Source organism: Nocardiopsis sp. YSL2 (genome assembly GCF_030555055.1).
Classification (GTDB): domain Bacteria; phylum Actinomycetota; class Actinomycetes; order Streptosporangiales; family Streptosporangiaceae; genus Nocardiopsis.
In genome coordinates this window covers 3,137,569-3,161,669 of the sequence record NZ_JAMOAO010000001.1, presented here as the reverse complement: position 1 = coordinate 3,161,669, position 24,101 = coordinate 3,137,569, and the positions used below count along the sequence as shown (strand labels likewise).

The window sequence follows — 24,101 nt, the reverse complement described above, 5'->3', positions numbered from 1 at the left end:
GCGACACAGACATCACCGGTTCAGACCCGAGAACAAAGGCAGGACTGCGATGAGCCAGAACGACCAGGTCCTCGACTTCCCGCTGCGGAGCGAGGAGGCGCTGGAACCGCCCGCGGAGTGGGACAACCTACGAAGGACGTGCCCCGTGGCCACGGTGAGGTTCCCCACCGGCGACGAGGCGAAGCTCGTCACCCGCTACGCGGACGTGAAGCAGATCCTGTCCGACCCCCGCTTCACCCGCAGGCTCGACGCCGAGGACGCGGCCCGGCTGTCGACGGAAGGCAGCGTGTTCAACAGTGAGATGTCGTCGATGGTCCCGGACAGCGGCGAGGGGCACCTGCGGTGGCGGCGGCTGGTCGGCAAGTGGTTCACGGCCAAGCGGATGTCCGCGCTGCGCCCGTCGATGGAGGCCATCGCCGAGGAGCTCATCGACGCCATGGTGGAGGGCGGGCGACCCGCCGACCTCAAGGCGGGCCTGGGCTTCCCGCTGCCGGTGTACGTGATCTGCGACATCCTCGGCGTCCCTGCCGAGGACCGGGACCGCTTCTCGCACTGGTCCGACGCCCTGCTCAACCTCACCCGCTACTCGCAGAGGGAGAACGCCGAGGCGATGGGCGCGTTCATCCAGTACATGTCCGCCCACATCGCGGCCAAGCGCGCCCAGCCGGGCGAGGACCTGCTCAGTGAGCTGATCAAGGAGACCGGAACCGACGGAGGGCTCACCGACCGGGAGCTGTTGGGCACCGGTATCGGCCTGCTGGTCGCCGGGCACGAGACCACCGCGAACATGATCGGGAAGATGGTCTCCATGCTCCTGGCGGACCGCACCCGATGGGAAGCCCTGCTGGCCGACCCGTCGCTGGTGCGCACGGCCGTGGAGGAGTCGCTGCGCTTCGACGCCAACGCGGGCGTCGGCCTGCCCCGCTACCTGCCAGAGGACGGCGAGGCCTCCGGCGAGGTGCTCCCGGGCGGCACCACCGTGATGTGCAGCATGGCCGCGGCCAACCGCGACGAGACCGTCTTCGAGGGCGCCGGTGAAATGGACCTGACCCGCAGCCCCAACCCGCACCTGGCCTTCGGTGCCGGAGCCCACTCCTGCCTGGGCCAGGCCCTGGCGCGCACCGAACTCCAGGTGGTGTTGACGGTGCTGCTGCGCAGGCTGCCCGCCCTGGAGCTCGCGGTGCCGCCCGAGGAGCTGGAGCGCGTGGACGGGCTGGTCGTCGGCGGCCTGCGCGAGGTGCCCGTCCGCTGGTGAGCGGACCCGGTCGAGGAGAGGAGAGTCGTATGAAGATCACCGTGGACGAGGACAAGTGCTGCGGCGCGGGCCAGTGCGTGCTGATCGCGCCGGAGGTGTTCGACCAGCGTGACGACGACGGCATCGTCGTCCTGCTGGACCCCGCGCCCCCGGAGGACCAGCACCCGCTGGTCCGCGAGTCCGCCGCGGTCTGCCCGGCCGCCGCCATCGAGGTCGCCGAGGACGCCTGAGGGGTTCCCCCTGCTCCGCTCGGAGGGGCGGGGCAGGGGGCCGGGGACCCGCCGAAAACCCACCTCCGGGGACCAATCCCCTGCTCTGTACCTGCTGTGGTATCCGGTAGACTCGGGCCTTGGCGATCCGACCCCACGTCAGTACGGGTCCGCCACGGGGCCTTAGCTCAATTGGCAGAGCAGCGGACTTTTAATCCGCGGGTTCAGGGTTCGATCCCCTGGGGCCCTACCACCGAAACCCCAGGTCAGAGCACATCCAGTGTGCTCCCGGCCTGGGGTTCTCGCATGCCTGGGACCTCGGAGATCCTCCTGGTGCGCTCCCCGGTACGGAGGGAGCACAAGATCAGCAGAGACCCATCTCAACACGACCCGGCGCGGAACGCCTCCCAGATGCGCACGAGACCGGCCAGCTCTTCGAGCTCTCCCGGCCCGCAGCGAACCGGCATCCGTGCCAAGGCAACCCGTACCGCACGCACATGATCGTCCTGCCGAGCCAGGTACGGTCGCGCCCCCGGTGACGCCTACGGCGCTTCCCACAGTGTCAATGGCTCCGGAAGAATCCGGAGCTGCGCTTCCCATGGCGGCGGCCACCGAGGTCAAGCAGCCGTGGACGAAACCCCGCCAGCCTGCCGCCGAGCACGCTCGTCCACCAGACACCGGACGGCGTCAGCATCGAGCTCGCCTCCGTCCGGAGCCACCGCGAACCACGCCCGCTTGCCCTCACCGCAGCGGTAGGCACCGCACACCTCACGGGTGAACGCCTGGATGAGCCCGAGTCCGCGCCCGTGCTCAGCCACCGCTTCCGCCAGATCCCACCCCTGCGGGAAGGTCGGCACGGTGGCCCCGGTGTCGTACACCTCAACCGCTGCGCAGTAGCCCGGTCGCGCCCACACCTCCACGCTGACTTCCGGGCGGCCATGGACGAGCGCGTTCGTGAACGCTTCACTCACAGCCAGCCGCAACCGCTCATCCGCCTGGTGGAACGCCTATGAGGACATCCCCGGCGGCGCGTACTACCCGCTGGAGTACGAGGCCGACCAGATCTTCGAGTACACCCTCGGGCTCTTCAGCGGCCTGGCCCAGCACCCCGACTACATCAGAGCCCTGATGGGTCGCGGAGCCGTGCCCGACCAGGCCGAACGAGAGCGCAGGTTGGAAGCCCGCGTGGAACGGACCCGCAGCGTCCTGCACCGCGAAACGCCCCCGCAGATGTGGTGGGTCATCGACGAACCGGTCCTCACCTGCCAGGTCGGCGGCCCGAAGGTCATGCGCGCTCAGCTCGAACACCTCCTCGAGCTGAGCGACCACCCCAGGATCGACCTCCAGGTCCTGCCCCAGTCCGAGGGCATGAGCCTGAACTACGGGCTCTGCCTACTCTGGATCGGTGACGACCGCGTCGGACACGTGGACGTCCCGCCACAGGGCCTGCTGTTCGACGCGCCCGAGGACGTGCAACACCACGAGTTGAGGTCCAACCACCTCCGAGCGGCGGCCATCTCCCAAGAACGTTCCCGCGACCTGATCCGAACCCGAATCACCGAACTCGACGTATGAACGAGGTCCCACAGATGAGCATCCCGACGAAGCCCTGGCACAAGTCCAGCTACAGCAACGAGGCCGGGACCTGTGTAGAGGTCTCGGAAGGGGCCGTCACCGGCGTCCGGGACAGCCAGAATCCGCACCTGGCTTCCCTGGAGTTTCCCGCCTCGGCCTGGAGCGGCTTCCTCTTGGGGATCGGCTCCCCCAGAACCTGAACCTCCGTGTGCCCGCCCGGCGGCGGGCACACAGCCGTCGTGTCACGTAGCGAACTGCGCCTTCACCAGGGACTCCCACGGAACGTCCTCGGGAACCGCGTCCATCAGCACGTCGTTGACGGTCTCGCCCAACCACTGGTTGGAGTTGCGCCGTAGGCCCTGTCGTTTGAACCCGGCCTTCTCGTACGCGCGGATCGCCCCGGCGTTGGGTTCGATCACCGTCAGGTACACGCACCGCAGGTTGGTCACGTGGAAGGCGTAGTCCAATACCAGCCGGGTCGCCTCACTGCCCACACCCTTCCCTCGGGACTCCCCCATGGCCACCACGTACTCCCCGTTGCGGCGCATCGGATCGACGTAGACCTGGGCCAACCCGACAGGACGGGGTTGGTCCCCAACCAGGTCGTAGACGGTGAACCGAAGCTCCCGATCCGAAGCGCGCCCGTAGCCCTCGACCAGGATCTCCCGGGTGGTCTCCATCGGCTGCGGAGTCTGCCGGTTGTAGCCGACGATCGTCGGGATCGACTGCTCCCACCGCCAGTACTCCTCCGCCAGGTCGGCGCGCAACGGGCCGATCCCGGCCTTGTCCCCACGAAGCCACATCAGGGGGTCGCTCACGTGCTCTCCTTCATGCTGGGAATGGTCAGCAGTGCGGTGCACCGCCGTGTGCTGTCCGGCTCCGCCACAGGCCGGCCCTCCACCTCGATCCAGGCGTGCAGTCGGATGGGATCCGCGATCACCCCATGACACCAGCGCACGCGGCGACCGCGCATGGCCAGGGACAACACCGCAGCCACCGATTCTTCCAAGCACGCGACGCGTGCGGGCGAGAACAGGCCCATCGTTCGTACCGCGTGCACGGCTTTCTCGGCCTGGTCGACGCTGGCCGTACGGCGATGCAGCTGAGGCGCGGCCTCCATGAGCCGGAGCATCCGCCTCATCCGGAATCGGCGTCGGCCACCCCAGGAGACACCGAGCACCAGGAGTAGCGCCGCTGCGGCCGCCCATCGGTAAGGGCCGGGGACTCGGGGAAACTCGGCGAATCCCATCGGGAGTTCCTGAACACCCCAACTCGCCTCCCAACGAAGTCCTCTGACGGGCTGTGACCCATGCACGGCCGTCTGCCTTCCGGCCTCAGGAGAAAGGACACGAACGGCGCCGGTTCCGTAGTCAACAACCACGGTCGCTGCTCCCAGATCGCAGGCACGGATTTCAGACAGGCCAACAGACGTGACCTTCATGCCGCCCTCACCTCGATCGATTCCCACGGGGTCGTCGGCGCAGAGCGGACCGCGCGAAGCCATGCCTCGGTGGCCACAGCGGACTCGACTTGGGCCAGTTCGTCACCCACACCCATAGCGGCGCGCCGCATCGATTCGCGCAACCCGGCGACATCGACCAGCCCCTCACCGGCGAGGTGGCCGTCCGCGAAATCAAGGAGTGCGGGCAGTGCCTTCCTCAACCCGTGGTGGTGGTCGCTGGAGGCGTCCCCCTTCGTGGTGCGCCGGGCAAGCCGTTCTGGGAACAGGTCCCGCATGGCCTCAGCCATGATCGGCTTGTAGCGGGCCGGCCCTGGAAGGCCGTCGACCGGAACGGACAGATAGGCGTCGATGACCTGGGAATCAAAGTAAGGGTTGTGGAGCGCGACCCCGAAGGCCTGAGCGATCTGTACGTCGGAGCGAGCTGTGCGCCCGGCATGGGCCATCGTCCGCATCAGGCTCCGCTGGGTCGGGCTCTCCAGTGAGAAGGGGTCCGCGCTGTCGACCACAGGTTGCTTCGCATCGACCCAGAACGGAACGGGGGCCGGTTCGATCCTGGAGTTCGCGGACCGGAAGCCGTCCAGGATTGACATCCGCCGTACGTGCGCCCAACGCGCCGTCTCACCGAGAGCCCGCCGGATCCTGCCTCGCTTCAGGAGTTCGACCAGGTAGTACGGGGGCGTGAGGAGAAGGGCGTCTCCTCCGTCCCCGGTCATGTGCATGTCGGAACCGACTTCTTCGGTGAGCCACGTCAATTGCCCGGAGAAATACGCGTAGGAGACCGTCGACGGCGCTGGTTCATCCGTTGCAGGGACCAAATCGAGCTTCCCGTAAGGGGTGTGATCGCCCGTGACCGGCATCCAGCGGTGATCGAGTCCCGGATGGTGGGCGGCCTCTAGGGCGTAGTCGAGGTCTCCGCCGTGATGGACACCGTCCGGGTGAACGGTCCCGCCCACGATCCCGCGCCCCTTCGGCGCCAGGTGCTCCGCCGCCAGAAGACCGAGGGCAGTGGAATCGAACCCGCCGGAGAAGTCCGTGCTCGGCCGTACCGAGTGGCCGACACGGACGGTTACTGCGTCTTCGAGCACGGACCGCAGCCGACGTGCGTGCCCATCGAGCATCGGGGTCGGTCGCCACACCGCCCTCGTGTCCGGTTCACTACGAACAGACAGCCGCAGCCGGTGACCGGGTGGTACCCGCTCGATCCCGTGGAAAAAGGAATCCGCTCCGGCCTCCGCCGTGTCAGGGCTGACCAGCCGGGCGGCCACCTTGTCCAGGTTCACCCTCGGTACTCCGTCGAAGCCGGCCAGCAGGCGTGAGCTGGAGGCCCACAGCACTCCTTCGGGCGTTCGTCGCGTGTAAACAGGGATCGCCGAGGCGAGATCAGTCCAGATCGTGACCGTTCCCGGCTCGATCTGCGCCACGACATAGCTGCCCGACCAGCGCCACGCCACGTCGTCCGGCACAGTGCGCGCTGTGACCCGAAACAGTTCCTCCTCATCAGCACCGCAAGGTCCCAGCACCACCACATGGCGCCCCCGATGGGAGGTGACATGTCGTTCGCACTCGGGCCAGTCAGTGCTCGTCCACACCTGCGGCAGATGCGATGAGAGAGGGCTGGAACCACTGGGACGGGCGAAGGGCGAACCTGTCGAACCACCGAACCACATGGGCGTTCTCCTGCGCTGTGAACGGGTGCCCGGGAGGGGTGGCCCCGGGCACCCGGGATGGTCAGTTGTAGGGACTGCGCTTGTTCTCATTCAGGGCGCGTCCCTGCCCGAGGGTCAGTTCGGCAGCGTCCCCCCACTCGATCACCACGGCTCCGATGGCCTCCGGGATCTCATTCCATGTCTCGTCCATCAACTGCTCTCCACTTCGAGGGATCGGTGTACCTGTCGAAGATCGTCGCGGAGAGTTGCCGGATGTGGCCATTCCAGCCCGGGTATCTCACGGTGGGATGTAGCGTCATCGGGTGACCGAGCGCTTGCTTCCCCTACGAGCCTGGGAATCCGAAGAAACCCGGGCAATCCTGCGCCGACGGGACATCGCCGCGCTGTTCCGAGTGTTCAGCGCCCACGGTGTCTCTCAGTCACGCATCGGTGCGGCCATCGATATGACACAGGCCCGGGTCTCGGAGATCTCCAATGGGTCCCGCACCGTGAGCGCGATGACCGTCTACGAGCGCATCGCCGATGGCCTTGGTATGCCTGACACCGCACGCGTGCTGTTCGGGCTCGCCCCGCGCCACCCTGCAGGGCTGGACCACCTCGGAGCATCCGGACGAGCCGAGATCGTCCAGGTCTACCCCTCCCAATCGGCGGCGGCCAACGAGATCCGTGCAAGCGCTGCTCATGCCGCCTCGCTCGACGTCCTCGCGGTTCGCGGTCTGGGGCTCCTAGGCATGAACGACTCGCTGCTTCGCGACGCCGTCCGCGAAGGACGGGTGAAACTGCGCCTGTTGCTTCTGGATCCGGACACCCCTGCCGCCGAACGCCGCGCCGAAGAGATCGGCGAGAGCCCGGAATCGTTCGCCGCGGGAATCCGTCTGGCTGTCGCACGTATCGGGGAGCTTGCCACTACGGGTGATGTCGAGTTGTACGTCTACGACGGCCTTCCGATCTGGCGAGTCATCGCGGTGGACGACCTGATGTACGTTTCCGCGTTCGACTCCGATTGGGAAGGGCACTCCTCGGCTATGTACAAGCTGGCGCCTACCCCCTACGGCGCTCTGCACCGCGGGCTGCGCAGACAGTTCGAGGAACTGCGCCGGGGTGCGAATCGTCTCCTGTGATCGAAGGGAAGGCACGAAGGTGATCGAAGCGGAGCTTAAGGCACGGGTCGCCAAGCCGGAACAGGTGCTGGAACTCCTGCGTGGCCGGGCCAAGGAAGAGGTCGCCGTCTACCGGGACACCTACTACGACCTCCCCGACCGGCCCCTCACGAGCCAGGGCCGCGAACTGCGAGTACGCGTCATCGAGCGGGGTGGCGACCAGAAGGTCGTGTTCACGTACAAGGCCCCGCCTGTGGACGAGGAAAGTGGGTCCAAGCCCGAACACGAGACCCGTGCCGAATCAGCCGAACAGCTTGACGCGATCCTGAACGGCCTGGGCTATGAGCACCTGGTGTCACTCACTAAGCACTGCGCCAACTTCTCGCTCACCACTGACGACGGCCGCGAATGCCTGGCCACGGTCGTCACCGTCCCCGAACTCGAAGGAACGTTCATCGAGGTCGAGACCCTGGTCCCCGAAGACGAGGTGACCGTGGGGCTGGCATCGGTCCGGAACGTGCTGAACAGTCTGGGCATCGAGGAGACCGACCTGACCACCGAGGAGTACACCGCTGCCGTCATGGCCCTCCGCGCCGCCCGAACGCACTAAGATGTCGGCAATCGATGATGCGAAGAAAATCGCAGCACTCGTTAAGGCATTCAGTTGAAGGCAGGTTTCTTATCTGAATGTGGGCTGGTTTCGCCAAGTCACCAGCGGACTGGAATCCGCGCCTCGGGGGCGGCCGGAAATCCTCCGTTCGTGCTCCGCAGTCCCGTGATCCCACAACACGGGGTAGTCCTGTGTGGTCTCCGGCAGCACGACGGCGCCTGGGCAACCGGGAACAAAGTCGTATATATGGGGCGAAACGGCAGCTTTCCCGTGGACTTTTGATCCACGGGTTCAGGGTTCGATCCCCTGGACCACCCCTCCATTCTCAAGGTTTTCCCGTGTCCGGCACCTCGAGAACGCTCCTGGTGCGCTCCCCGATACACGCCAAGTGCGCCCACCTCACCGAGCGTCCCGGAGCACACCCGCGCCTCCGCCAGAACGCCATTGTTCCGGGAATCCCCCACCCCACAGGGCTTTCAGCTCCTCCAGGACCCGCGTCCCACTCGACCCGAACTGAGCGAGAGTCTGCCAGTCGCTCCAACGGGATCGGCGTGCGCCTCGCCCGGCCCGGCGTCGAGTCCTCCCAGCGGCCGGGTCGCCACCGGTACAAGGTCGAGCGCTCGGTCGCCTGGCTGGGCTCCTACCGCAGGTTGAACGTGCGCTGGGGGCGCAAAGGCCTCCAACTTCCCGGCCATGCCCGGCATCGCCTGCGCCCTCACCTGCGACAAGCACCTGGCCACGCGCACCGACGACTCCTGAAAGGAGCTCAAGCCTTGCGCAAGAACCTGAAATCCCTTTCACAGGAGGGTTGACCAGACCCCTCTCCAAGGGAGAAGGTCAACCCCATGCCCGCACACGTACCGCCGATCGCCGACGAGCGCGAAGGCCTGCTCGCCTACCTCACCCAGCAACGCCAGACTCTGCGCGCCACCGCCCATGGACTGACGGACGATCAGGCAAGGATGACGCCCACCGCCAGTGAACTGAGCATCGGCGGCCTCATCAAGCACGCCGCACGGTGCGAGGCCCACTGGACCGACCTGATCCTCCAGCGGCAGCGCGGCCCCCAGCGGACGGCGGACGAGAGCGACTCCGCAGAATTCGTGCTCACCGCGGAGGAGACGCTCGCCGACGTGCTGGACCAGTACGAGGCCGCGGCCCAGGAGACGGATGCGGTGATCGCAGAAATCGCCGATCTCGGCCAGGCCGTGCCCGTCCCACAGGGACTGCCGTGGTTCCCCGCCGACGTGAAGAACTGGTCCGTTCGCTGGGTGCTGCTGCACCTCATCGAGGAGACCTCCCGACACGGCGGTCACTCCGACATCATCCGCGAATCCATCGACGGCGCGACCCTGTTCCCCCTGTTGGCCGCCGCCGAACAGTGGCCCGACCCATGGTTCCAGCCCTGGCAGGCCCCGACTGGCTGAGCGGCTCTGTCGGTGACCCTGAGACCCCCCGGACGCCGCCCAACGCGTCCTTGATCCGGCTTGTCGGCGTCCCTAGCGTGCGTCGTGGTCCCAGCGGCCCACGTTCGCCGGGCCGCCACCGCGGTGGGCCGCGTCATGCGTCGACGAGGAGCCGGCTCTCATGCCCGCGCGCGCCGGGCGAACGTGCCGCGGTAGGCACCGGGCGGCACCCCCGTCAGCCGGGTGAAGTGGTGGCGGAAGGTCACGGTCGAGCCGAACCCCGTCTCGGCGGCGACCCGGTCGATCGGTTGGTCGGTCGATTCCAGGAGCTGCTGCGCCCGACGGACCCGGGCCTGCAGGAGCCATCGCATCGGAGTGGTGCCGACCTGGGAGCGGAAGTGCCGGTTCAGGCTGCGCACGCTCAGAGCGGCCCGGTCGGCGATGTCCTCCAGGGTGAGGGGGCGGTGGAGGTTGGCGGCCATCCACTCCAGCGTGTGCCGCAGGGAGGGCGTGGGCGCCACCGGGTCGGGGTGCTCGATGTACTGGGCCTGGCCCCCGCTCCGTTCCAGGGGCATGACCGTGCGCCGCGCCGTGCCCGCGGCGACCTCCGCGCCCAGCTCCCGGCGGACCAGGTGCAGGCACAGGTCCAGGCCGGACGCCACTCCGGCGGAGGTCAGGACCGGCCCGTTGTCCACGTACAGGACCGAGGGGTCGACGTCGACGCGGGGGTGGCGTCTCGCGAGCTCGTCCGCGTACTGCCAGTGCGTGGTCGCGCGCAGTCCGTCCAGCGCGCCGGCCGCGGCGACGACGAACGCGCCGACGCAGACCGAGGCGACCACGGCGCCCTTCGACACGGCCCGCCTCAGTGCCTCGGTCACGTCCGCGGGCGGTTCCTCGAGGAACCGCGTGTGGCCCGGCACGACCACGAGGTCGGCCGAGGCGAGGGCGTCGAGACCCCACTCGGTGCGCAGCTCCGTGCGGCCGAACGCCGGGTCGGTCTCGACTCTGTGGCCCGGGGCGCACACGCGTACGTCGTAGGAGGGCTCCTGCGCGACGGCATTGGCAGTGCCGAACACCTGGCCCGGGATGGCCAGTTCGAAGCCGGCGACCCCGTCCAGCGCCAGTACGGCCACGGTCCTCATGGCCGGATGTTAACAGATGTTGGCATCCTGGCCACTGGTCCCGCATCCGCCCAGGTCGGATCGTGGGAGGGACACCACACGAGCCCTGGATCCCCCGGGCTCCGGCATCCCACATGGAGTGAACACCGTGCCTCGACCAGACCGTCGATCCGACTTCGGCCTTCCCTCGAGCGAACTCGCCCTCCGCACCCGGGAGTTCGCCCGGCGCCACCTGCCCGGGTGGCTGTACGGCCACTGTGTCCGGAGCTATCTGTTCGGCCGTGAGCTGGCGTCCGGCAACGGCCTGCGGCCCGATCACGACTATGACGACGAACTCGTCTTCGCCGCCTCCCTGCTGCACGACATCGGCGTGGTCCCTGCGGGCGCCGGCGGCCAGCGGTTCGAGGTCGACGGCGCCGACGCCGCAGCTCGGTTCCTGCGGGGACACGGTGTGGCGGAGGAGCGCGTGGTGAAGGTGTGGGACGCCGTCGCGCTGCACACCAGTGAGGGCATCGCGCACCGCAAGAGTCCGGAGGCCGCGGTGACCCAGCTCGGTGTGGCCGCCGACATCCTCGGGCGCGACCGCGACGCGCTGCCCGCCGGGTTCGCCGACCGGGTGCACGCCGCCTTCCCACGCCACGACCTCGGGTACACGCTCGCCGCGGCCATCGTCGAGCAGGCGGACGGCCACCCCGACAAGGCCGGACCCCTGAGCTTCCCGGGGCACTTGGCGGCCCTGCACGCACCGCACGGAACAGTGCCCACCTGGTTCGACCTCGTCGCGTCCGCGGGCTGGGGCGACCGGCCGGTGTACTGGGACCGGGTCGACGACGTCGCGACCCGTCCCGAGCAGCTGGGACCGCTCTTCGAACGCTTCCTCGCCGACGGCGACGTGGACCGTCTGGTGGACCTGTACGAACCGGACGCCGCCTTCGCACCCCGCCCAGGTGCCGTCGTACGCGGCCACGAGGCGATCCGGGACGCACTACGCGCCTATGTCGCCGAGGGTGTGCGGGTCCGCCTCGTGCGTCGCCGGGTCGAGGAGTCGTCGGGCCTGGCCCTGATGTCGCACGCCGCCTCGGTGTCCGGGCCGCCCGGCGCGCGGACGACGGAGACCGTGACGACCGAACTGGCCCGCCGCCAGCCCGACGGACGGTGGCTCTACGCGATCGACGACCCGTTCTTCGGCGAGGCGGAGCACGGGGGAATCGAAGCGGCGGGCAGGCCGCGGGAGACCGACGTGGTCCCGGGCCCGGGGGCGAAGGCGGCGCCGAGCTCCGAGGAGGCGGGCACGGTTCCGCGGCGGGCCTAGGGGCGCGGGGCGCCGGAGGCCCGCCAGGCGCAGGGCGCGGGCGTTCCGACGGAACCGGAGGTTCCGGAGCCAGGCGGAACGCGTCGCGTCAATAGGGGGCCTCACCGTGTGCGCCCGCCCCGGCGGCGGGCACACGGCGGCGGTTCCCGCCCGCGATCGGCCCGGCCACCGGCCGGGCCTGTCTCAGTCCTCCGGCCGGGCTTCGGCGAGGGCGGCCTCGTAGGCGGCCGCGCATGGTCGAGGAGGGCGACGTCGTCATGGCGGAGTTGACCGGATCGGTGCGCCAGGACACCGGCGAGGTGATGCGCATGTCCATGGCCGAGGTGTTCGTCATGCGCGAGGGCCTGATCGCCGAACGCCGCGCCTGGGTGGTCGAACTCAAGGAGAACGACCACCGGTGAGCCCGGGCGCCTTCCCTGTGACCACGGTGCGTCGACGCACGCCCCGCCGCACACCCACCGAGCTGAACGGAAGCCACCTCTGATGCGCGCACTCGTCTCCTTCGTCATGACCAGCCTCGACGGCTACTACGAGGGCCCGAACGGCGAACTCGACTGGGCGAACGTCGACGGGGAGTTCTTCGAGTTCTCCAACCGGCAGGACGCCTACATCGACACGCTGCTGTTCGGCCGGGCCGGCTACGAGCACATGGCCGCGTACTGGCCGGACGCGACCGATGCCGACCCCGAGGTCACCGCGTTCATGAACAGCGTCGAGAAGGTCGTGGTCTCCTCCTCGCTCGACCAGGTCGAGTGGAACAACGCCACGCTCGCCCGCGGCGGCCCGGCCGAGACCGTCACCGCGCTCAAACAGCGGCCGGGCAAGGAGATCGCGCTGTTCGGCAGCGTGCGGCTCACCGCGAGCCTGCTCGAACTCGGCCTCGTCGACGAGTTGCGCGTGATGGTGAACCCGGTCCTGCTGGGCGGGGGCGCCTCCCTGTACGCGTCGCTCCACCAGCGTGTTCGGCTCGAACTGCGCCAGACCAGGACCTTCCACTCCGGCAACGTCCTGCTGACCTACCGCCCGGCCTGACGGGGCCCGGCAGGGGCCCTGCCCCGGGCCGAAGTACGAGGACGCGCGTGCGCCACTCAGCGTCAGGGGCGCAGGAGGAACTCCCCCGCCAGGGTCACGGCTTCGCGCTGGGTGCGCCCGGAATGGTCCGCGGCGATGAAGTGGCGGCCGATCGCGAGCGCGAACGCCAGCGTGCACCGCGCCTCGACCTCGTCCGGGTCGTCGACGAACGACCGGAACGTCGTCCGGAGGAACTCCATCCGGACGTTGTCGACGCGCCGGAGCCGCTCCGCGACCTCCGGGTCCTGGCGGGCCCACTCACGGACCGCGATGTCGATCCGGTGCAGGTCGTCGGAGAACGTCAGCTCGCCGACGCGCCGGAACTTGTCGACCGGGTCCCCTCCCTCGGACTCCACCCGTGCGAGGACGTCGTTGGTGCTGCGTGCCTCCCACGCGTCCAGCATCTCCGTGAGCAGGGCCGCACGGCCGTCGAAGTAGCCGTAGAAGCCGCCCTTGGTGACGCCGAGGGCGGCGGCCAGGGACTCGACGCGCACGGCGTCGGGCCCGCCCCCGGCCAGAGCGTCGAGGCCCGCGTCGATCCAGCGGGCGCGTGGGGTGCGGGCGGTCGGCGGCACCTGCTCACCTCTCAGGGGTCCTCGTCTGTCGTGTCGTGAGTATGTACGGTACCGTACATAAAGAATGTACGGCTGCGTATAGAACGAGAGGTCGACATGGCACGCCTCGCGAAGACCGCCTACACCGAGCACCCGTGGATCATCCGCCGACTGGCCCCGGACTTCGACGTCGAGGACGTGTGGGCCTTCCGCACTCCCGGAGCCGGGCCCGACGACTTCCCCGCGATGCTCGCCGCGATGCGGGCGTTCGGCGCGGTGACGCAGCAGAGGGGCCCGGTCCGGTTCCTGTTCGCCGTGCGCTGGAAGCTCGGTGCGCTCCTGGGCTGGGACGACCCGGCGGCGGGCACCGGCGGGCGCGTCGCCTCCCTCCGCGACCGCCTGCCCGAGGACCTGCGCGCTACCCGGCCGGACCTCGCCGACGACGACACACCCATGGAGCCGGTCTACGAGACCGACACGGAGTCCGCCGGCGAACTCGCGAACCGGACCGTGCACACCGTCATGCACCTCGGCTGGGCGCCGGGCGCCGACGGCGACCACGAGCTGCGGATGACCGTCCTCGTCAAGCCCAACGGATGGTTCGGTCGGCTCTACATGGCCGCCATCGCGCCCTTCCGCCACCTCGTCGTCTATCCGGCGCTGACCCGGCGGTGGGAGCTGGCCTGGCTCCGCAGGGACGACGTCCCGACAGGACAGGGCGGAGGGGACCGATGACGGACACGGGACGGCGCCTGCTGCGCTGGGCGAGCGGCATCATGGTCGTGCTCGGCGCGGGGCACCTGGCGTTGCTGGCCGTCTTCTCCCGGGCGGACATCGCCGCGTGGGGGGAGCGCGGTGTGTGGGCGGCCGTACCGCTCGACCTGGCGGGAACCGGGGCGACCATGGTCTCGCTCCAGAACAGCCTCACCTTCTGGGCGGGTCCGGGGAGCTTCGCCGTACCGCTGATCCTGCTGGGCTGTCTGACCTGGCATCTCGCCGGACGCGGTGTGCCCGTGCCCGCGTGGCTCGGCTGGGGCCTGGCGGCGTGGTGCCTCGTCGGCGGCGTCCTGCTCGTGCCGTCCCCGTACTTCGCGGGTGCCGTCGCCGGCGCGCTCGTCGTCCTGGCGCGGCGGACGAACGGACGGGGGCGTACCTCCGCGGTTCCGGCTACGTTCGACCGATGAGCGGATTCGCCACGAACGGGGAACTGTCGGATGCGGTGCGCGACGCGCTGGGGTCCGGTTACCGGATCACCGGCGTCGACCGGTTGCGCGGAGGAAGCAAGAAGGGGGTCTACCGGCTCGGGCTCGACGGCGGGGCGGCGACGAGCGTGATCGTCTACAGGTGGGCGAGCGGGGAGGACTTCTGGCCCGGGACCGGCGGGGACGACCCGGCCGACCCGTTCGCGCCCGCGTCCGGACCCGCGCTGTTCCTGTCCGCACGTCGGACCCTGGACCGGTTGGGCGTGCGGGTCCCCCGTCTGCTGTGGACCGATACCGCGGACGGCGGCGGCCCTGGCGGAGCGGTCGGCGTCGCCGTGGTGGAGGACGTCCCGGGCGACACCCTCGAAACCGCCCTGGCCTCGGACCCGGGACGGCCGGCACCCGCCCTGGCGGACCTGGCCCGGTCGCTCGACCTGATGTGGCGCGACCGTTCTCCCCGCCACGGCCGGGTCGACCTGCTGGAGCGGGGCGGTACCTCCCTCGGCGCGTCCTGCGAGCAACTGGTCCTGGACCGGGCCCTGGTCGACCTGGCCGAGGCCGCGGGCCGCGGGCCGCGACCCCAGGATCGCGGCGGCCCGGGAGCGGATGGCCGACCACCTGCGGCGGCTGGCGGCACGGGTGGCCCCGCGTGCGGAGTACTCGCTCGTCCACGGGGAGCTGGGCCCCGACCACGTCCTCATCGACACCGACGGGCGCGCGGTGCTCATCGACATCGAGGGCCTGATGTACTTCGACGCCGAGTGGGAGCACGTCTTCCTGCGGCTGCGCTTCCCCGAGCACTACGACGCCCTGCGGCGCCCGGACCTGGATCCCGCGCGCCTGGACCTGTACGCGTTGGCGATGCGCCTGTCACTGGTGGCCGGGCCGCTGCGGCTGCTCGACGGGGACTTCCCCGACCGCGAGGTGATGCGGGGTATCGCCGAGCACAACCTGGGGCGGGCGCTGGCCCTGCTGCCCTGAGTCCCGCGTGACCGGAGCGGTGTGCCCGGACCGCTACGTCAGGACCCGCGTTCCCCGTACCTGCCAAGACCCGGCCAAGACCCCGGACGGATTGGGGCAACGAGTGAATCCGCCCAGGTCGGACGGGGGATAACGCGGGCGACCGCGTCCGATGGCCGGCACGGGTGGCAGTGCGGATCCCGTGCCCCCGGGACCTCGGGAGGAACCATGAGTACGGGAGAGCACAGGCCGGACCCCGGCGATCCGCGTCCGGGGATCCGCGAACAGCACCCCGCGCCGCCCCCTCCGCGGTCCCACGCGGAGGGGCGGCCGGCGGCGGACCCGGGTCCGCCCCGCCCGGAACGGCAGGGGCCCGGACGGTACGAGGCGTCCGCGGGCGGGCAGGGTGAGGCGGCCCCGGTCCCGCCGCCGACAGGGGCCGCCGCCGGCCGCCGGGCCGTGCCCGGCGACGTCGACGTCGTCTGGCGCCGGATCGCGCAGTACCTCATCGACTCGGTGATCTCCGGGATCGGTATCGCCCTCGCCTACGCGGTGTTCATCCCGCTGGCGCCGACGCCGGGCGGCGCGGAAGGCTCCCTCGCCCAGCCGTGGCTGGCCACGCTCGCCTACACGGTGTTCACGGTCCTGGCCGTCGCCATCTTCCTCGCCTACTGGGTGCTGGTCCCGATCATGAGCGCGAAGGGGCAGACGCTCGGCATGATGCTGATGGGGATCAGGATCGTGCGCGGGGACGGCGGCAGGGTGTCGGCGGCGCGGCACCTGGTGCGGGTGCTCCTGTTCATCGTCGACGGCATCCTCTCCGGCCTGGTCGGACTGCTGGTCATCCTGGGCTCCGACCGAAACCAGCGGGTGGGCGACATGGTGGCGGACACGCTGGTGGTCCGGGACCGCGGCTGAGCCGACACGCGGCGGGGCCCGTGATCCCGGGGGCGGCCGTGGGCCGCCCCCGGTTCAGCCGCGTTCCCTGAGCAGGTCCAGGACGGGCCCGTACATGCGGGTCTTGATGGTCCCGAGGGTCGGGCTCGCCGCCTTGGCCGCCTGCGAGCGGGCGAGTTCCACCGCGGTCGGGCGCACGTCGTCCTCGGGGACGGCCTGGTCGACGATGCCGGCTGCGAGCGCGTCGCTTCCGCCGTAGCGGCGGGCGGTGGTCATGGCCACGTGCGCGGTCTGGGGGGTCAGGCGGGCCTGGATGAGCGCGGACATCCCCGGTGTGAACGGGATGTCGATGTCGGCCTCGGGCAGGCACCAGAAGCCGCGGTCGGCGCGCATGACTCTGACGTCGTGGGCCAGGGAGAGCATCGCCCCGGCGGCGAAGGCGTGACCCTGGACGGCCGACACCGTGAAGAGCGGCAGGGACAGGATCCGTGCCAGGAGGTCCTGGACCCTCGCGAGGTAGTCCGGGTGCTGCTCGGGGTGGGCGAACAGCCAGTCGAGGTCCAGTCCGTTGGAGTAGAACTTGCCGGTCGCGGCGGTCACCAGGGCGCGCGGGCCCTCGGCCTTCTCCACCTCGTCCAGGGCCGCGTCGACCTCGGTGAGCCAGTCGGGGTGCAGGCGGTTCTCGCCCTCGCCCAGATCGAGGACGAAGACGTCGTCGTGGCGTTCAAGGGTGGGCATGCGGCTCCTCAGGGGGCGACGGCGGCCACTACTGAGAGGTAACCTACACCGCCGGTCCCCGACCGCGCCGAGAGCCCCGCGGACCATGCCCGCGGGCCGTACGGACGCCGTGCGGCCGGTGCGGCGGGTGCCCGGACCGGCCCGGCGACGCGGTGAACGCCCGCACCGGCCTTCCGGGGCGGTGGGCGCCCGGCCGGCGGCGTTCCCGCGACCTGGCGCCCGGTGCGGGCGGCCCGGTCAGCTCCGGATGGGGGTGCGGCTGCGGGCGAGCAGGGCTCGGACCTCGCCCGAGGGAAAGCGGCGGTGCCCCCCGGGCGTACGGAAACTGGGCAGGCGCCCCTGCACCGCCCACCTGGACACGGTCTTGACGTCGACCCGGAAGAGCGCCGCCACCTCCGGCGACGTCAGCAGGTCCTCCTCCTCGAAGGGGGCGCTGTGGTACGCGGGGAAGTCGGGGTTCGGAGGCACGTGAGAGTCCTTTCCTGGGACGTGTTCGGCGGACGGGGGTCGGGCGCCCCCGCGGGATTCGCGGGTGCGCGGCACGGCTCCGGTCACCGGCCACCGCGCGGGCGGCCGGTCGAATCGAGGTCGAACCACACGCCGGTGCACCCGTCACCGGGATGGTCCACACCCCAGCGCGCGGCCTTCAGCGACACCACACGCAGTCCGAGGCCGCCCGGCTCGGCCAGGTCGAGCGGCCGCACGTGCGGGCCGCCGGGCGACTCCGCGCGGGGGCCGTCGTCGACCATCCGCACCCGGATCCGGTCGGGCCACTCGTACACGCCGACGGTGACCGTGCCGCCCGGGTCGCCGCTGCGGCTGTGCAGCACCGCGTTCGCGAACAGCTCGGAACCCAGCCACACCGCGTGGGCGGCGGCCACCGGCAGCCCCGCGGTGAGGTCGTGCAGGTAGCGGCGGACCGGCCGGGCCTGGGACGGCAGGCCCGGCACCGTCAGCTCCGGGGCCAGCGGCCGTCCGCCGTCGGGCAGGATCGGCGTGAGATCACCGGGCGATTCCGGCAGTCCGGGTCCGGCCTCGCTGAGGCTGATGGTCACGGACAGGGCGGGTCGAGTGTCCACGGCTGCTCCCGGTCGGCGTCTGGTGCCACGACTGTGCACGGCGGCGGACATCCGGTCCGCACCCGTGCACTCCACGATCCCGCTGGGACGACCTCCGGGGAAGGCGTTCGGTAGCGCTTCGGATACCTTCCGGAGTCACCGGAATCTTCCGGAATAGCTCCACGGCGGAGGTGCCGTGTGCTGTGCTTGTCCTATGCCCCCTCACAAGCAAGCGCTCCTTCGCTACGGGCGGGAAGTGCAGCGTCTCCGCAACGAGGTGTCCTTGACACAGACGGCTCTGGCACGCCGCGTCAACAGCAGCAAATCCCAGATCTCGGACATCGAACGAGGAAAGGCGAACCCCTCAGCGCAGTTGCGGTCGGCGTTGGACGGGGCCATTGGATTCGGTCAACTGGAGCGTTTATGGGACGATCTCACCGGCGGCAGACGGCCGGCCTGGTTGGACGAGATCGCCACCGCCGTACAAGAAGCGGAAGCGGTGTACGAATACCAGGCCCTGGCCTTTCCGAGTTATCTTCAGACCGAGGGGTGCGCCCGCGCGCTCATCCGTTCCGCGCTGCCCTGGCTGCCGCCGGACGAGATCTCCGCACGCGTGCGCGAGCGCATGGACCGGGCCCGGCACATGGACGAGTCCCTTCATCCGATGCTGTGGCTGGTCATCGACCGGTCGTTGTTGAGTCGCAGGTACGGTGGTCCGCACGCCACGCGTGAGCAACTGGCGCACGTCGCCAGCCTGGCCGAGCGGGAACGGCTCACGCTCCAGGTCGTTCCGACCGACCATCCGAAGCATCCTGGAAACTCCGGGTCGTTTCGAGTTCTCACGATGCGCGATGATCCCGACATCGCCTATGTGGAAAGCGCGGAAGAGGGACGCGTTCTCACGAATTCGACATCCGTGGCACGACGTCGCATGCTGTTCGCCGCCCTCCAGGGCGTGGCCCTGGATCCGGAATCGTCACTGCGGGCGATCCACGAAGAGATGAAGAGGATGGAATAGCGATGTCTGCTGAATGGCACAAGTCGACGTACAGCGGTGGCAGCAACGACTGTGTCGAAATCCGGGAGAAACCGGACGGCGCGGACGTCCGCGACACCCGCCACCGCGCGGCGGGCCACCTGTCGTTCTCCCCGGCCGAATGGTGCGGCTTCCTGCGCGGGCTGCGCGGGAGCCGGTCCCGCCTACAGTGACGGCATGGACGTGGTCGACACACTGCTGAGCGGAGTCCGGGGGCGCGGATCGGTGTTCGGGAGGTCCGTCCTGCGACCGCCCTGGTCACTCCGGTTCACCGACGCCCCCTACCTCACGCTGTGCACGCCCTTGCGCGGCGCGGGCTGGATCGTGCCGTCGACCGGACGGCCCCGGCGGGTCTCGACGGGGGAGGCGGCGATCGTCCGGGGACCGGAGCCCTTCACCTTCACCGACGATCCTGCCGCGCCCGCGCCGGTTCCGGTACCGGTTCCGTCGCGTGGGGCCGGCGGCGCCTCCCACGCGGCCGCCTCCGAGGGCCCCGGAGAGCTGTCCGGCCGCACGGTGCTGCTGGCGGGGGCCTATGACGTGCGTGCCGAGGTCCCGCACCACCTCCTGCGCGTCCTGCCACCGGTGCTCGTCGTCCCCGACAACGGTGACTGCGCCCCGCTGCGCGACTACCTGGAGTCGCAGATCGCCACCGCCGGGCCGGGTCGTCAGACCGTCCTGGACCGGCTGTTGGACTGGCTGCTGGTGTGCTCGCTGCGCGACTGGTTCGACCGGCCCGAGGCCGAGCGGCCCCAGTGGTACGCGGCCCTGGGCGACGAGGTGGTCGGCCCGGCGCTGCGGGCCCTGCACGAGGCTCCGGCCGAGCCCTGGACCACGGCGTCGCTGGCGGCCCGCGCGGGGGTTTCGCGCACGACCCTGGCCAAGCGGTTCACCGAGCAGGTCGGCGAGGGCCCCGTCTCCTACCTGACGGGCTGGCGGATGACCCTCGCCGCCGACCTGCTGGCCCGGCCGGAGCTGACCGTCGCCGCGGTCGCCCGCCGGGTCGGCTACGCGGACGCCTTCGGGTTCAGCGCCGCCTTCAAGCGGGTGCGCGGGGTCAGCCCGACCGCCTTCCGCCTGGGGCTCGCCGCCGTGGAGCACGACGGCCCGCGGTCCCCTCGGGTGGAGGTCGCGGGCCCGGTCGGGTGAACCCCGGCGGGTTCCGGGGCGGCCCCGGTCGGCTCGGTGCCCGGGCGGCATGGAGCGGTGACGGGCACGGGGCGCCGGCCCCTCGTGACGGCGCCCCTCCGGGTCACTGCTTCCAGGCGCCCCGAGCGTCCTCGTCCCGCACGACGTCGGCGATGTCGCGCGGCTCCCGGCCCAGGGCTCGGCGCACTCCGTCGGCGACCACCGCGTCCCCGCTCGTGCGGATCGCGTGCATGGCGTCGGACCACAGCTTGGCCTCCTCGGGAGAGACGCCCTCCGCGACCAGCGCGTCCTGGAAATCGGTCTCGCCGACCGGAACGTAGCCCGTCTCGATCCCGGCGACACGGCCGATCTCGCCCAGCAGTTCGGCCAGGCCGACGGCGCGCGGCCCGGTGAGTTCGTAGGTCCGACCCGCGTGGCCGTCCCCGGTGAGCGCGGCGACCGCCACGGCCGCGATGTCCTCGGTGTCCACGAACGCCGCCCGCCCTTCCCCGGCGGGCAGTGCCAGCTCTCCCGCCACGATGGCGTCCCGGAAGTCTCCCTCGCTGAAGTTCTGCGCGAACCAGCTCGGCCGCAGGATCGTCCAGTCCACCCCCGATTCGCGGACCGCGCGCTCCCCCGCCAGGTGCAGCTCGCTCGCGGTGGTGTCGGCGCCGAAGTAGCCGGGCACGTCCACGCCGCGGGCGCTCAACAGCACCAGGCGACTCACTCCGGCGGCCACGGCGGCCTCGACCAGCGCGGGTGTGCGTGAGGGCGGCGCGTCCAGGGGGACGATGTACACCCCCGAGACCCCCTCCAGGGCCGGCTGCCACGTGTCCGGATCGGCCCAGTCGAACCGGACCTCTCCCGAGCGCGACGCGGCTCTGACCTCGATGCCCTGCTCCCGTAGGCGGGCGGTGACCCGGCGGCCGGTCTTGCCGGTCGCTCCGATGACGAGTACTGGTGCGTTGTCCATACCGGAATCCTGGCGCGCGGCACGGCCCGGCGGCCATGCGTCGGGATCCGCCGCGCATACGCGTGCGTACGGCGGCCGGTCGGGGCCGCGATCCGCCCTACGGGGTGGTCGAGCGCGTGGAGATCGGACCGGTCGGCGCCGGGCCCACGACCTGCGGTCCTGCTCCCGGTCAGCCGGCGTCCGGGTCGTCGCGCCGGTCCCCGTCCTCGCCCGGTCTCCCGCCCCCGTCCCCGTCCCGTTCCTCGGAGACCACCGTGCCCGCCGAACCGTCGACGGTGACGAGGTCGCCCGTGGCGATCTCCCGGGTGGCGTGGCGGACGCAGATCACGGCGGGGATCCCGTACTCACGGGCCACCGTGGGGCCGTGTGCCACGATCGATCCCGTCTCGGTCACCAGACCGCCGGCGGTCATGAACAGCGGCGTCCAGCCCGGGTCGGTGGTGGGGACGACCAGGATCTCCCCCGGCTCGATGCGCGCGCCCGCCGGGTCGTGGACGACCCGCGCCCGGCCCGTCACCCGGCCGGGGGCCGCGCCCAGGCCGCTGAGCGCGCCCTCCGGAGCGGGCTCGGACTGGACGAGCGCCTCCACGTCCGTTCCGTCGGACAGCAGGGCCACCGGCACGCCGCTGCGCCGCGTCTCCCGCGCGTGGACGGCCCGGCGCCCGGCGGCGAGCGCGCGCTGGTCGACTCCCTCGTGCACCGCCGAGCGCGCCTCGTCGACGTCGAGGAAGACGATGTCGTCGGCCCGGTCGAGCAGCCCTCGGGCGGCCAGGTCCGCGCCCACGAGCAGCAGTTGTTCGCGCATCCTCGCGTACGGGACCAGCCAGGCGAACTTCGCGAACTCGCGCATGCCCGAGAGTTCCCGGGAGCGGCGCATGGCCACCGCCGCGATCCGCCCCCGGACCGGGCGCCGGGCGCGGCCCCGGAGGGAGAGTTCCGTGACGGTCCGCCGGGCCCGGACCGCCGCCCGCTCGAACCGGCGGGCCGGAGACTGGTCGGGGTCGTCGATGCGCAGGTAGTTGGCGATGGTGGCGAACACCGGCGCGGGGTCCTCCGACCACCGGGGGACACCGATATCCACCTCGGCGGCGGCGCGGTGCCCGTAGGCGTCCAGGAACTCCACCAGCCCGATGTCGGGCAGCGTCCCTTCCCGGTCACGGGCGGCGAGTTCGGCCGGGTCGGTGCCGGCGAAGAGCGCGCCGTGCCGCCGCGCGTTCTGGGCCAGGCGCCACAGTGCCAGGTCCATCTCGGTGGTCACGTTGTGGGGCATCCCGCCGAGCACGTGGTCGAGCTCGTCCTCCGACGCCACCCCGTCGAGCAGAGCCGAGGGCAGCACGGTCAGCAGGAGCCCGGCCATGGTGGGCATCGCCGCGCGGATCATGTCCGCGCCGAGGATGTCGTCGTAGCCCTCCTCGGTCACGAACCGCAGCCGTTCCGCGGTGGTGGCCGTCGGCCCCGGTCCGGGACGGGTGCGCATGCGGCGCACCGCCGCCCAGGCGTCGGCGCGGGAGGCGCCCGGCCTGGCGAGTGAGCGGATCAGGCCGCCGACGAACATGGGCGCGGTCCTGGCGGCCACGGCGAGGGCCGTGCGCACGGGCAGCGGTTTCGGGGGCACGGGCGCGAACCGGGGGTCGTCCCGCATGAGTTCGACCGCCGCCCGGACGCGGGGTCCGTACACGTCCATGGCCTGCGGCAGCCGGTCGCGGACCCGGGGGTCGCGCAGGAGGCCCGTGATGTCGACGAAGAGCCGTCCGCCGATACCGACGGTTCCGAAGGCGGCGCCGGGGTCGACGGGGATGCTCATCCGCTCGCACCAGCGCACCCACACCCGGCCCATGAGGGAGAGGCCCATGGGGGTGAAGGGCCGGAGCATGCCCTGGATGTGGCCGAGTTCCAGGTACATGCGGGTGTCGGGGGTGCGCGGCGGCTCGGGGAACAGCGTGGTGATCGCGCGGGACTGGAGCAGCCAGAGCACACCGTCGCCGTCGAAGGCCCACTCCACGTCCTGGGGTGTGCCGAAGTGCGTCTGGAGCCGCCGCCCGGCGGCACGCAGCTCCTCCAGCTGAGCGGGTGTGAGGCATCCGTCCGGGGGTCCGTCCACGGGGGCGTCCCGGGGCAGGACGTAGTGGTCGGCGGGGCCCGAGCCGTCGACCACGGTGGTGCCCGGTCCGGGGGCGGCGTCGACGACCATCGAGGTGCGGCATCCGGTCATCGGGTCGGCGGTGAACAGCACGCCCGCCACCGAGGCGTCGACCATGCGCTGCACGACCACGGCCATGCGCACGCTCGCGCGGTCGATGCCCAGGGCCTCTCGGTAGCCGACCGCGCGTTCGGAGTCGAGGGAGTCCCAGCACCGCCGCACGGCCGCGACCAGGTCGTCGGTGCCCTCGACGTCGAGGACGGTGTCCTGCTGGCCCGCGAAGCTGGCGTCGGGCAGGTCCTCGGCGGTGGCGCTCGAACGGACCGCGACGCGGCCGCCGCCGAGTTCGTCGTAGGCGGCGGCGAGCTCCGCCCGGGGGATCTCTCCGGACGTGTGGGCCTCCGTCGTCAGGCAGAAGCCGGGCGGCACCCGTTCACCGAGCGCGACCATCGCGCCGAGCCCGGTGGCCTTGCCTCCGACCCGGTCGGTCATTCCGGCGCTGATCCCGTTCAGTGCCACGATGGTCATGCCTGGGCTCCTCTGGGCCGGGTCGGACGGCTGCGCGACGCGGCCGCGCTCGGCGCGCTCGGCGGGACCGGTCGAACGGGCGGAACACACAGGTGTCGT

Annotated in this window: 28 protein-coding genes, 1 tRNA gene and 1 pseudogene; 18 read left to right on the top strand and 12 right to left on the bottom strand. The window is 71.0% G+C overall.

Features of this window, described 5'->3' with window-relative positions; translation table 11 throughout:
- Positions 1-49: 49 nt before the first annotated feature.
- The 3 genes from M1P99_RS13995 (at position 50) to M1P99_RS13985 (ending at position 1,717) form a co-directional block, all read left to right on the top strand.
- Positions 50-1,255, top strand: coding sequence for a cytochrome P450 (locus M1P99_RS13995; protein WP_304453093.1), 1,206 nt, complete (start codon positions 50-52; stop codon positions 1,253-1,255).
- Between the two features lie 29 nt (positions 1,256-1,284).
- Positions 1,285-1,485 (top strand): ferredoxin, encoded by a 201-nt coding sequence (locus M1P99_RS13990; RefSeq protein WP_304453092.1) that lies wholly within the window; start codon positions 1,285-1,287, stop codon positions 1,483-1,485.
- Positions 1,486-1,641: 156 nt separating this feature from the next.
- A tRNA-Lys gene (locus tag M1P99_RS13985) sits at positions 1,642-1,717 on the top strand.
- Positions 1,718-2,081: 364 nt separating this feature from the next.
- Here the strand turns inward: M1P99_RS13985 and M1P99_RS13980 are convergent.
- The gene (locus M1P99_RS13980; RefSeq protein WP_304453091.1) at positions 2,082-2,435 is read right to left on the bottom strand and encodes an ATP-binding protein; all 354 of its coding nucleotides are present in this window, start codon (positions 2,433-2,435) and stop codon (positions 2,082-2,084) included.
- Between M1P99_RS13980 and M1P99_RS13975 the strand changes: the two genes are divergently transcribed.
- Together M1P99_RS13975 and M1P99_RS13970 are read left to right on the top strand one after the other, a co-directional pair.
- On the top strand, positions 2,419-3,039 hold the full coding sequence (locus M1P99_RS13975) for a DUF5753 domain-containing protein (RefSeq protein ID WP_304453090.1): 621 nt from the start codon (positions 2,419-2,421) through the stop codon (positions 3,037-3,039). The genes M1P99_RS13980 and M1P99_RS13975 overlap by 17 nt on opposite strands.
- A gap of 14 nt (positions 3,040-3,053) precedes the next feature.
- Positions 3,054-3,239 carry a DUF397 domain-containing protein gene (locus tag M1P99_RS13970; protein ID WP_304453089.1) on the top strand — a complete coding sequence of 62 codons (186 nt, stop codon included), beginning with the start codon at positions 3,054-3,056 and terminating at the stop codon, positions 3,237-3,239.
- Between the two features lie 42 nt (positions 3,240-3,281).
- On the opposite strand, the gene M1P99_RS13965 is transcribed toward M1P99_RS13970, so the two are convergent.
- From M1P99_RS13965 to M1P99_RS13950, 4 genes are all read right to left on the bottom strand, one after another.
- Positions 3,282-3,857, bottom strand: a complete 576-nt coding sequence (locus M1P99_RS13965; RefSeq protein WP_304453088.1) for a GNAT family N-acetyltransferase — start codon at positions 3,855-3,857, stop codon at positions 3,282-3,284.
- Positions 3,854-4,288, bottom strand: coding sequence for a lasso peptide biosynthesis B2 protein (locus M1P99_RS13960; protein WP_304453087.1), 435 nt, complete (start codon positions 4,286-4,288; stop codon positions 3,854-3,856). Before M1P99_RS13960 ends, M1P99_RS13965 begins: the two co-directional genes overlap by 4 nt.
- A 188-nt stretch (positions 4,289-4,476) precedes the next feature.
- Positions 4,477-6,168 (bottom strand): albusnodin/ikarugamycin family macrolactam cyclase, encoded by a 1,692-nt coding sequence (locus M1P99_RS13955; RefSeq protein ID WP_304453086.1) that lies wholly within the window; start codon positions 6,166-6,168, stop codon positions 4,477-4,479.
- A gap of 61 nt (positions 6,169-6,229) precedes the next feature.
- Positions 6,230-6,358 (bottom strand): albusnodin family lasso peptide, encoded by a 129-nt coding sequence (locus tag M1P99_RS13950; RefSeq protein ID WP_304453085.1) that lies wholly within the window; start codon positions 6,356-6,358, stop codon positions 6,230-6,232.
- A 112-nt stretch (positions 6,359-6,470) separates the two neighbouring features.
- Between M1P99_RS13950 and M1P99_RS13945 the strand changes: the two genes are divergently transcribed.
- From M1P99_RS13945 to M1P99_RS13935, 3 genes are all read left to right on the top strand, one after another.
- Positions 6,471-7,289 (top strand): hypothetical protein, encoded by an 819-nt coding sequence (locus M1P99_RS13945; protein ID WP_304453084.1) that lies wholly within the window; start codon positions 6,471-6,473, stop codon positions 7,287-7,289.
- Positions 7,290-7,308: 19 nt separating this feature from the next.
- On the top strand, positions 7,309-7,878 hold the full coding sequence (cyaB, locus tag M1P99_RS13940) for a class IV adenylate cyclase (protein WP_304453083.1): 570 nt from the start codon (positions 7,309-7,311) through the stop codon (positions 7,876-7,878).
- Positions 7,879-8,723: 845 nt separating this feature from the next.
- Entirely contained in the window at positions 8,724-9,305 is a 582-nt protein-coding gene (locus M1P99_RS13935) for a DinB family protein (RefSeq protein ID WP_304453082.1), read from the top strand.
- Positions 9,306-9,463: 158 nt separating this feature from the next.
- On the opposite strand, the gene M1P99_RS13930 is transcribed toward M1P99_RS13935, so the two are convergent.
- On the bottom strand, positions 9,464-10,426 hold the full coding sequence (locus tag M1P99_RS13930) for a GlxA family transcriptional regulator (protein ID WP_304453081.1): 963 nt from the start codon (positions 10,424-10,426) through the stop codon (positions 9,464-9,466).
- Positions 10,427-10,553: 127 nt separating this feature from the next.
- Here M1P99_RS13930 and M1P99_RS13925 point away from each other — a divergent pair, with 127 nt between their 5' ends.
- The 3 genes from M1P99_RS13925 (at position 10,554) to M1P99_RS13915 (ending at position 12,749) form a co-directional block, all read left to right on the top strand.
- Entirely contained in the window at positions 10,554-11,717 is a 1,164-nt protein-coding gene (locus M1P99_RS13925; protein WP_304453080.1) for a nuclear transport factor 2 family protein, read from the top strand.
- Between the two features lie 233 nt (positions 11,718-11,950).
- Positions 11,951-12,118 carry a hypothetical protein gene (locus tag M1P99_RS13920; RefSeq protein WP_304453079.1) on the top strand — a complete coding sequence of 56 codons (168 nt, stop codon included), beginning with the start codon at positions 11,951-11,953 and terminating at the stop codon, positions 12,116-12,118.
- 82 nt (positions 12,119-12,200) lie between these two features.
- On the top strand, positions 12,201-12,749 hold the full coding sequence (locus M1P99_RS13915) for a dihydrofolate reductase family protein (protein WP_304453078.1): 549 nt from the start codon (positions 12,201-12,203) through the stop codon (positions 12,747-12,749).
- Between the two features lie 62 nt (positions 12,750-12,811).
- Here M1P99_RS13915 and M1P99_RS13910 read toward each other — a convergent pair whose 3' ends face one another.
- Complete coding sequence (locus tag M1P99_RS13910; protein ID WP_304453077.1) at positions 12,812-13,363, bottom strand: TetR/AcrR family transcriptional regulator; 552 nt, start codon at positions 13,361-13,363, stop codon at positions 12,812-12,814.
- Positions 13,364-13,459: 96 nt separating this feature from the next.
- On the opposite strand from M1P99_RS13910, the gene M1P99_RS13905 reads away from it, so the two are divergent.
- The 4 genes and pseudogenes from M1P99_RS13905 to M1P99_RS13890 all read left to right on the top strand — a co-directional run bounded on the left by M1P99_RS13905 (position 13,460) and on the right by M1P99_RS13890 (position 16,422).
- Positions 13,460-14,077: a DUF2867 domain-containing protein gene (locus tag M1P99_RS13905; protein WP_304453076.1), complete on the top strand. Its 618-nt coding sequence runs from the start codon at positions 13,460-13,462 to the stop codon at positions 14,075-14,077.
- Positions 14,074-14,526, top strand: coding sequence for a DUF6463 family protein (locus tag M1P99_RS13900; protein ID WP_304453075.1), 453 nt, complete (start codon positions 14,074-14,076; stop codon positions 14,524-14,526). The genes M1P99_RS13905 and M1P99_RS13900 overlap by 4 nt, the downstream gene beginning before the upstream one ends.
- A gap of 570 nt (positions 14,527-15,096) precedes the next feature.
- Positions 15,097-15,525: pseudogene (locus M1P99_RS13895) on the top strand (phosphotransferase); the annotation flags it as partial.
- A 207-nt stretch (positions 15,526-15,732) separates the two neighbouring features.
- Positions 15,733-16,422 (top strand): RDD family protein, encoded by a 690-nt coding sequence (locus M1P99_RS13890; RefSeq protein WP_304453074.1) that lies wholly within the window; start codon positions 15,733-15,735, stop codon positions 16,420-16,422.
- A 54-nt stretch (positions 16,423-16,476) separates the two neighbouring features.
- On the opposite strand, the gene M1P99_RS13885 is transcribed toward M1P99_RS13890, so the two are convergent.
- The 3 genes from M1P99_RS13885 to M1P99_RS13875 all read right to left on the bottom strand — a co-directional run bounded on the left by M1P99_RS13885 (position 16,477) and on the right by M1P99_RS13875 (position 18,218).
- Entirely contained in the window at positions 16,477-17,139 is a 663-nt protein-coding gene (locus M1P99_RS13885) for an enoyl-CoA hydratase/isomerase family protein (RefSeq protein ID WP_304453073.1), read from the bottom strand.
- A gap of 237 nt (positions 17,140-17,376) precedes the next feature.
- Positions 17,377-17,607 carry a BldC family transcriptional regulator gene (locus tag M1P99_RS13880; RefSeq protein ID WP_304453072.1) on the bottom strand — a complete coding sequence of 77 codons (231 nt, stop codon included), beginning with the start codon at positions 17,605-17,607 and terminating at the stop codon, positions 17,377-17,379.
- 83 nt (positions 17,608-17,690) lie between these two features.
- Positions 17,691-18,218 (bottom strand): ATP-binding protein, encoded by a 528-nt coding sequence (locus tag M1P99_RS13875; protein ID WP_304453071.1) that lies wholly within the window; start codon positions 18,216-18,218, stop codon positions 17,691-17,693.
- A gap of 193 nt (positions 18,219-18,411) precedes the next feature.
- Between M1P99_RS13875 and M1P99_RS13870 the strand changes: the two genes are divergently transcribed.
- Genes M1P99_RS13870 through M1P99_RS13860 form a run of 3 tightly spaced genes read left to right on the top strand, consistent with a single transcriptional unit; the run spans position 18,412 to position 20,382 of the window.
- Complete coding sequence (locus M1P99_RS13870; RefSeq protein ID WP_304453070.1) at positions 18,412-19,215, top strand: helix-turn-helix transcriptional regulator; 804 nt, start codon at positions 18,412-18,414, stop codon at positions 19,213-19,215.
- Positions 19,216-19,217: 2 nt separating this feature from the next.
- The gene (locus tag M1P99_RS13865) at positions 19,218-19,406 is read left to right on the top strand and encodes a DUF397 domain-containing protein (RefSeq protein WP_304453069.1); all 189 of its coding nucleotides are present in this window, start codon (positions 19,218-19,220) and stop codon (positions 19,404-19,406) included.
- Between the two features lie 4 nt (positions 19,407-19,410).
- A complete protein-coding gene (locus M1P99_RS13860; RefSeq protein WP_304453068.1) occupies positions 19,411-20,382 on the top strand; it encodes an AraC family transcriptional regulator in 972 nt (323 codons plus the stop codon).
- Positions 20,383-20,485: 103 nt separating this feature from the next.
- Here the strand turns inward: M1P99_RS13860 and M1P99_RS13855 are convergent, their stop codons facing one another.
- Positions 20,486-21,334 carry an NAD(P)H-binding protein gene (locus M1P99_RS13855; RefSeq protein WP_304453067.1) on the bottom strand — a complete coding sequence of 283 codons (849 nt, stop codon included), beginning with the start codon at positions 21,332-21,334 and terminating at the stop codon, positions 20,486-20,488.
- A 169-nt stretch (positions 21,335-21,503) separates the two neighbouring features.
- Complete coding sequence (locus tag M1P99_RS13850; protein ID WP_304453066.1) at positions 21,504-24,002, bottom strand: PEP/pyruvate-binding domain-containing protein; 2,499 nt, start codon at positions 24,000-24,002, stop codon at positions 21,504-21,506.
- Positions 24,003-24,101: the final 99 nt, after the last annotated feature.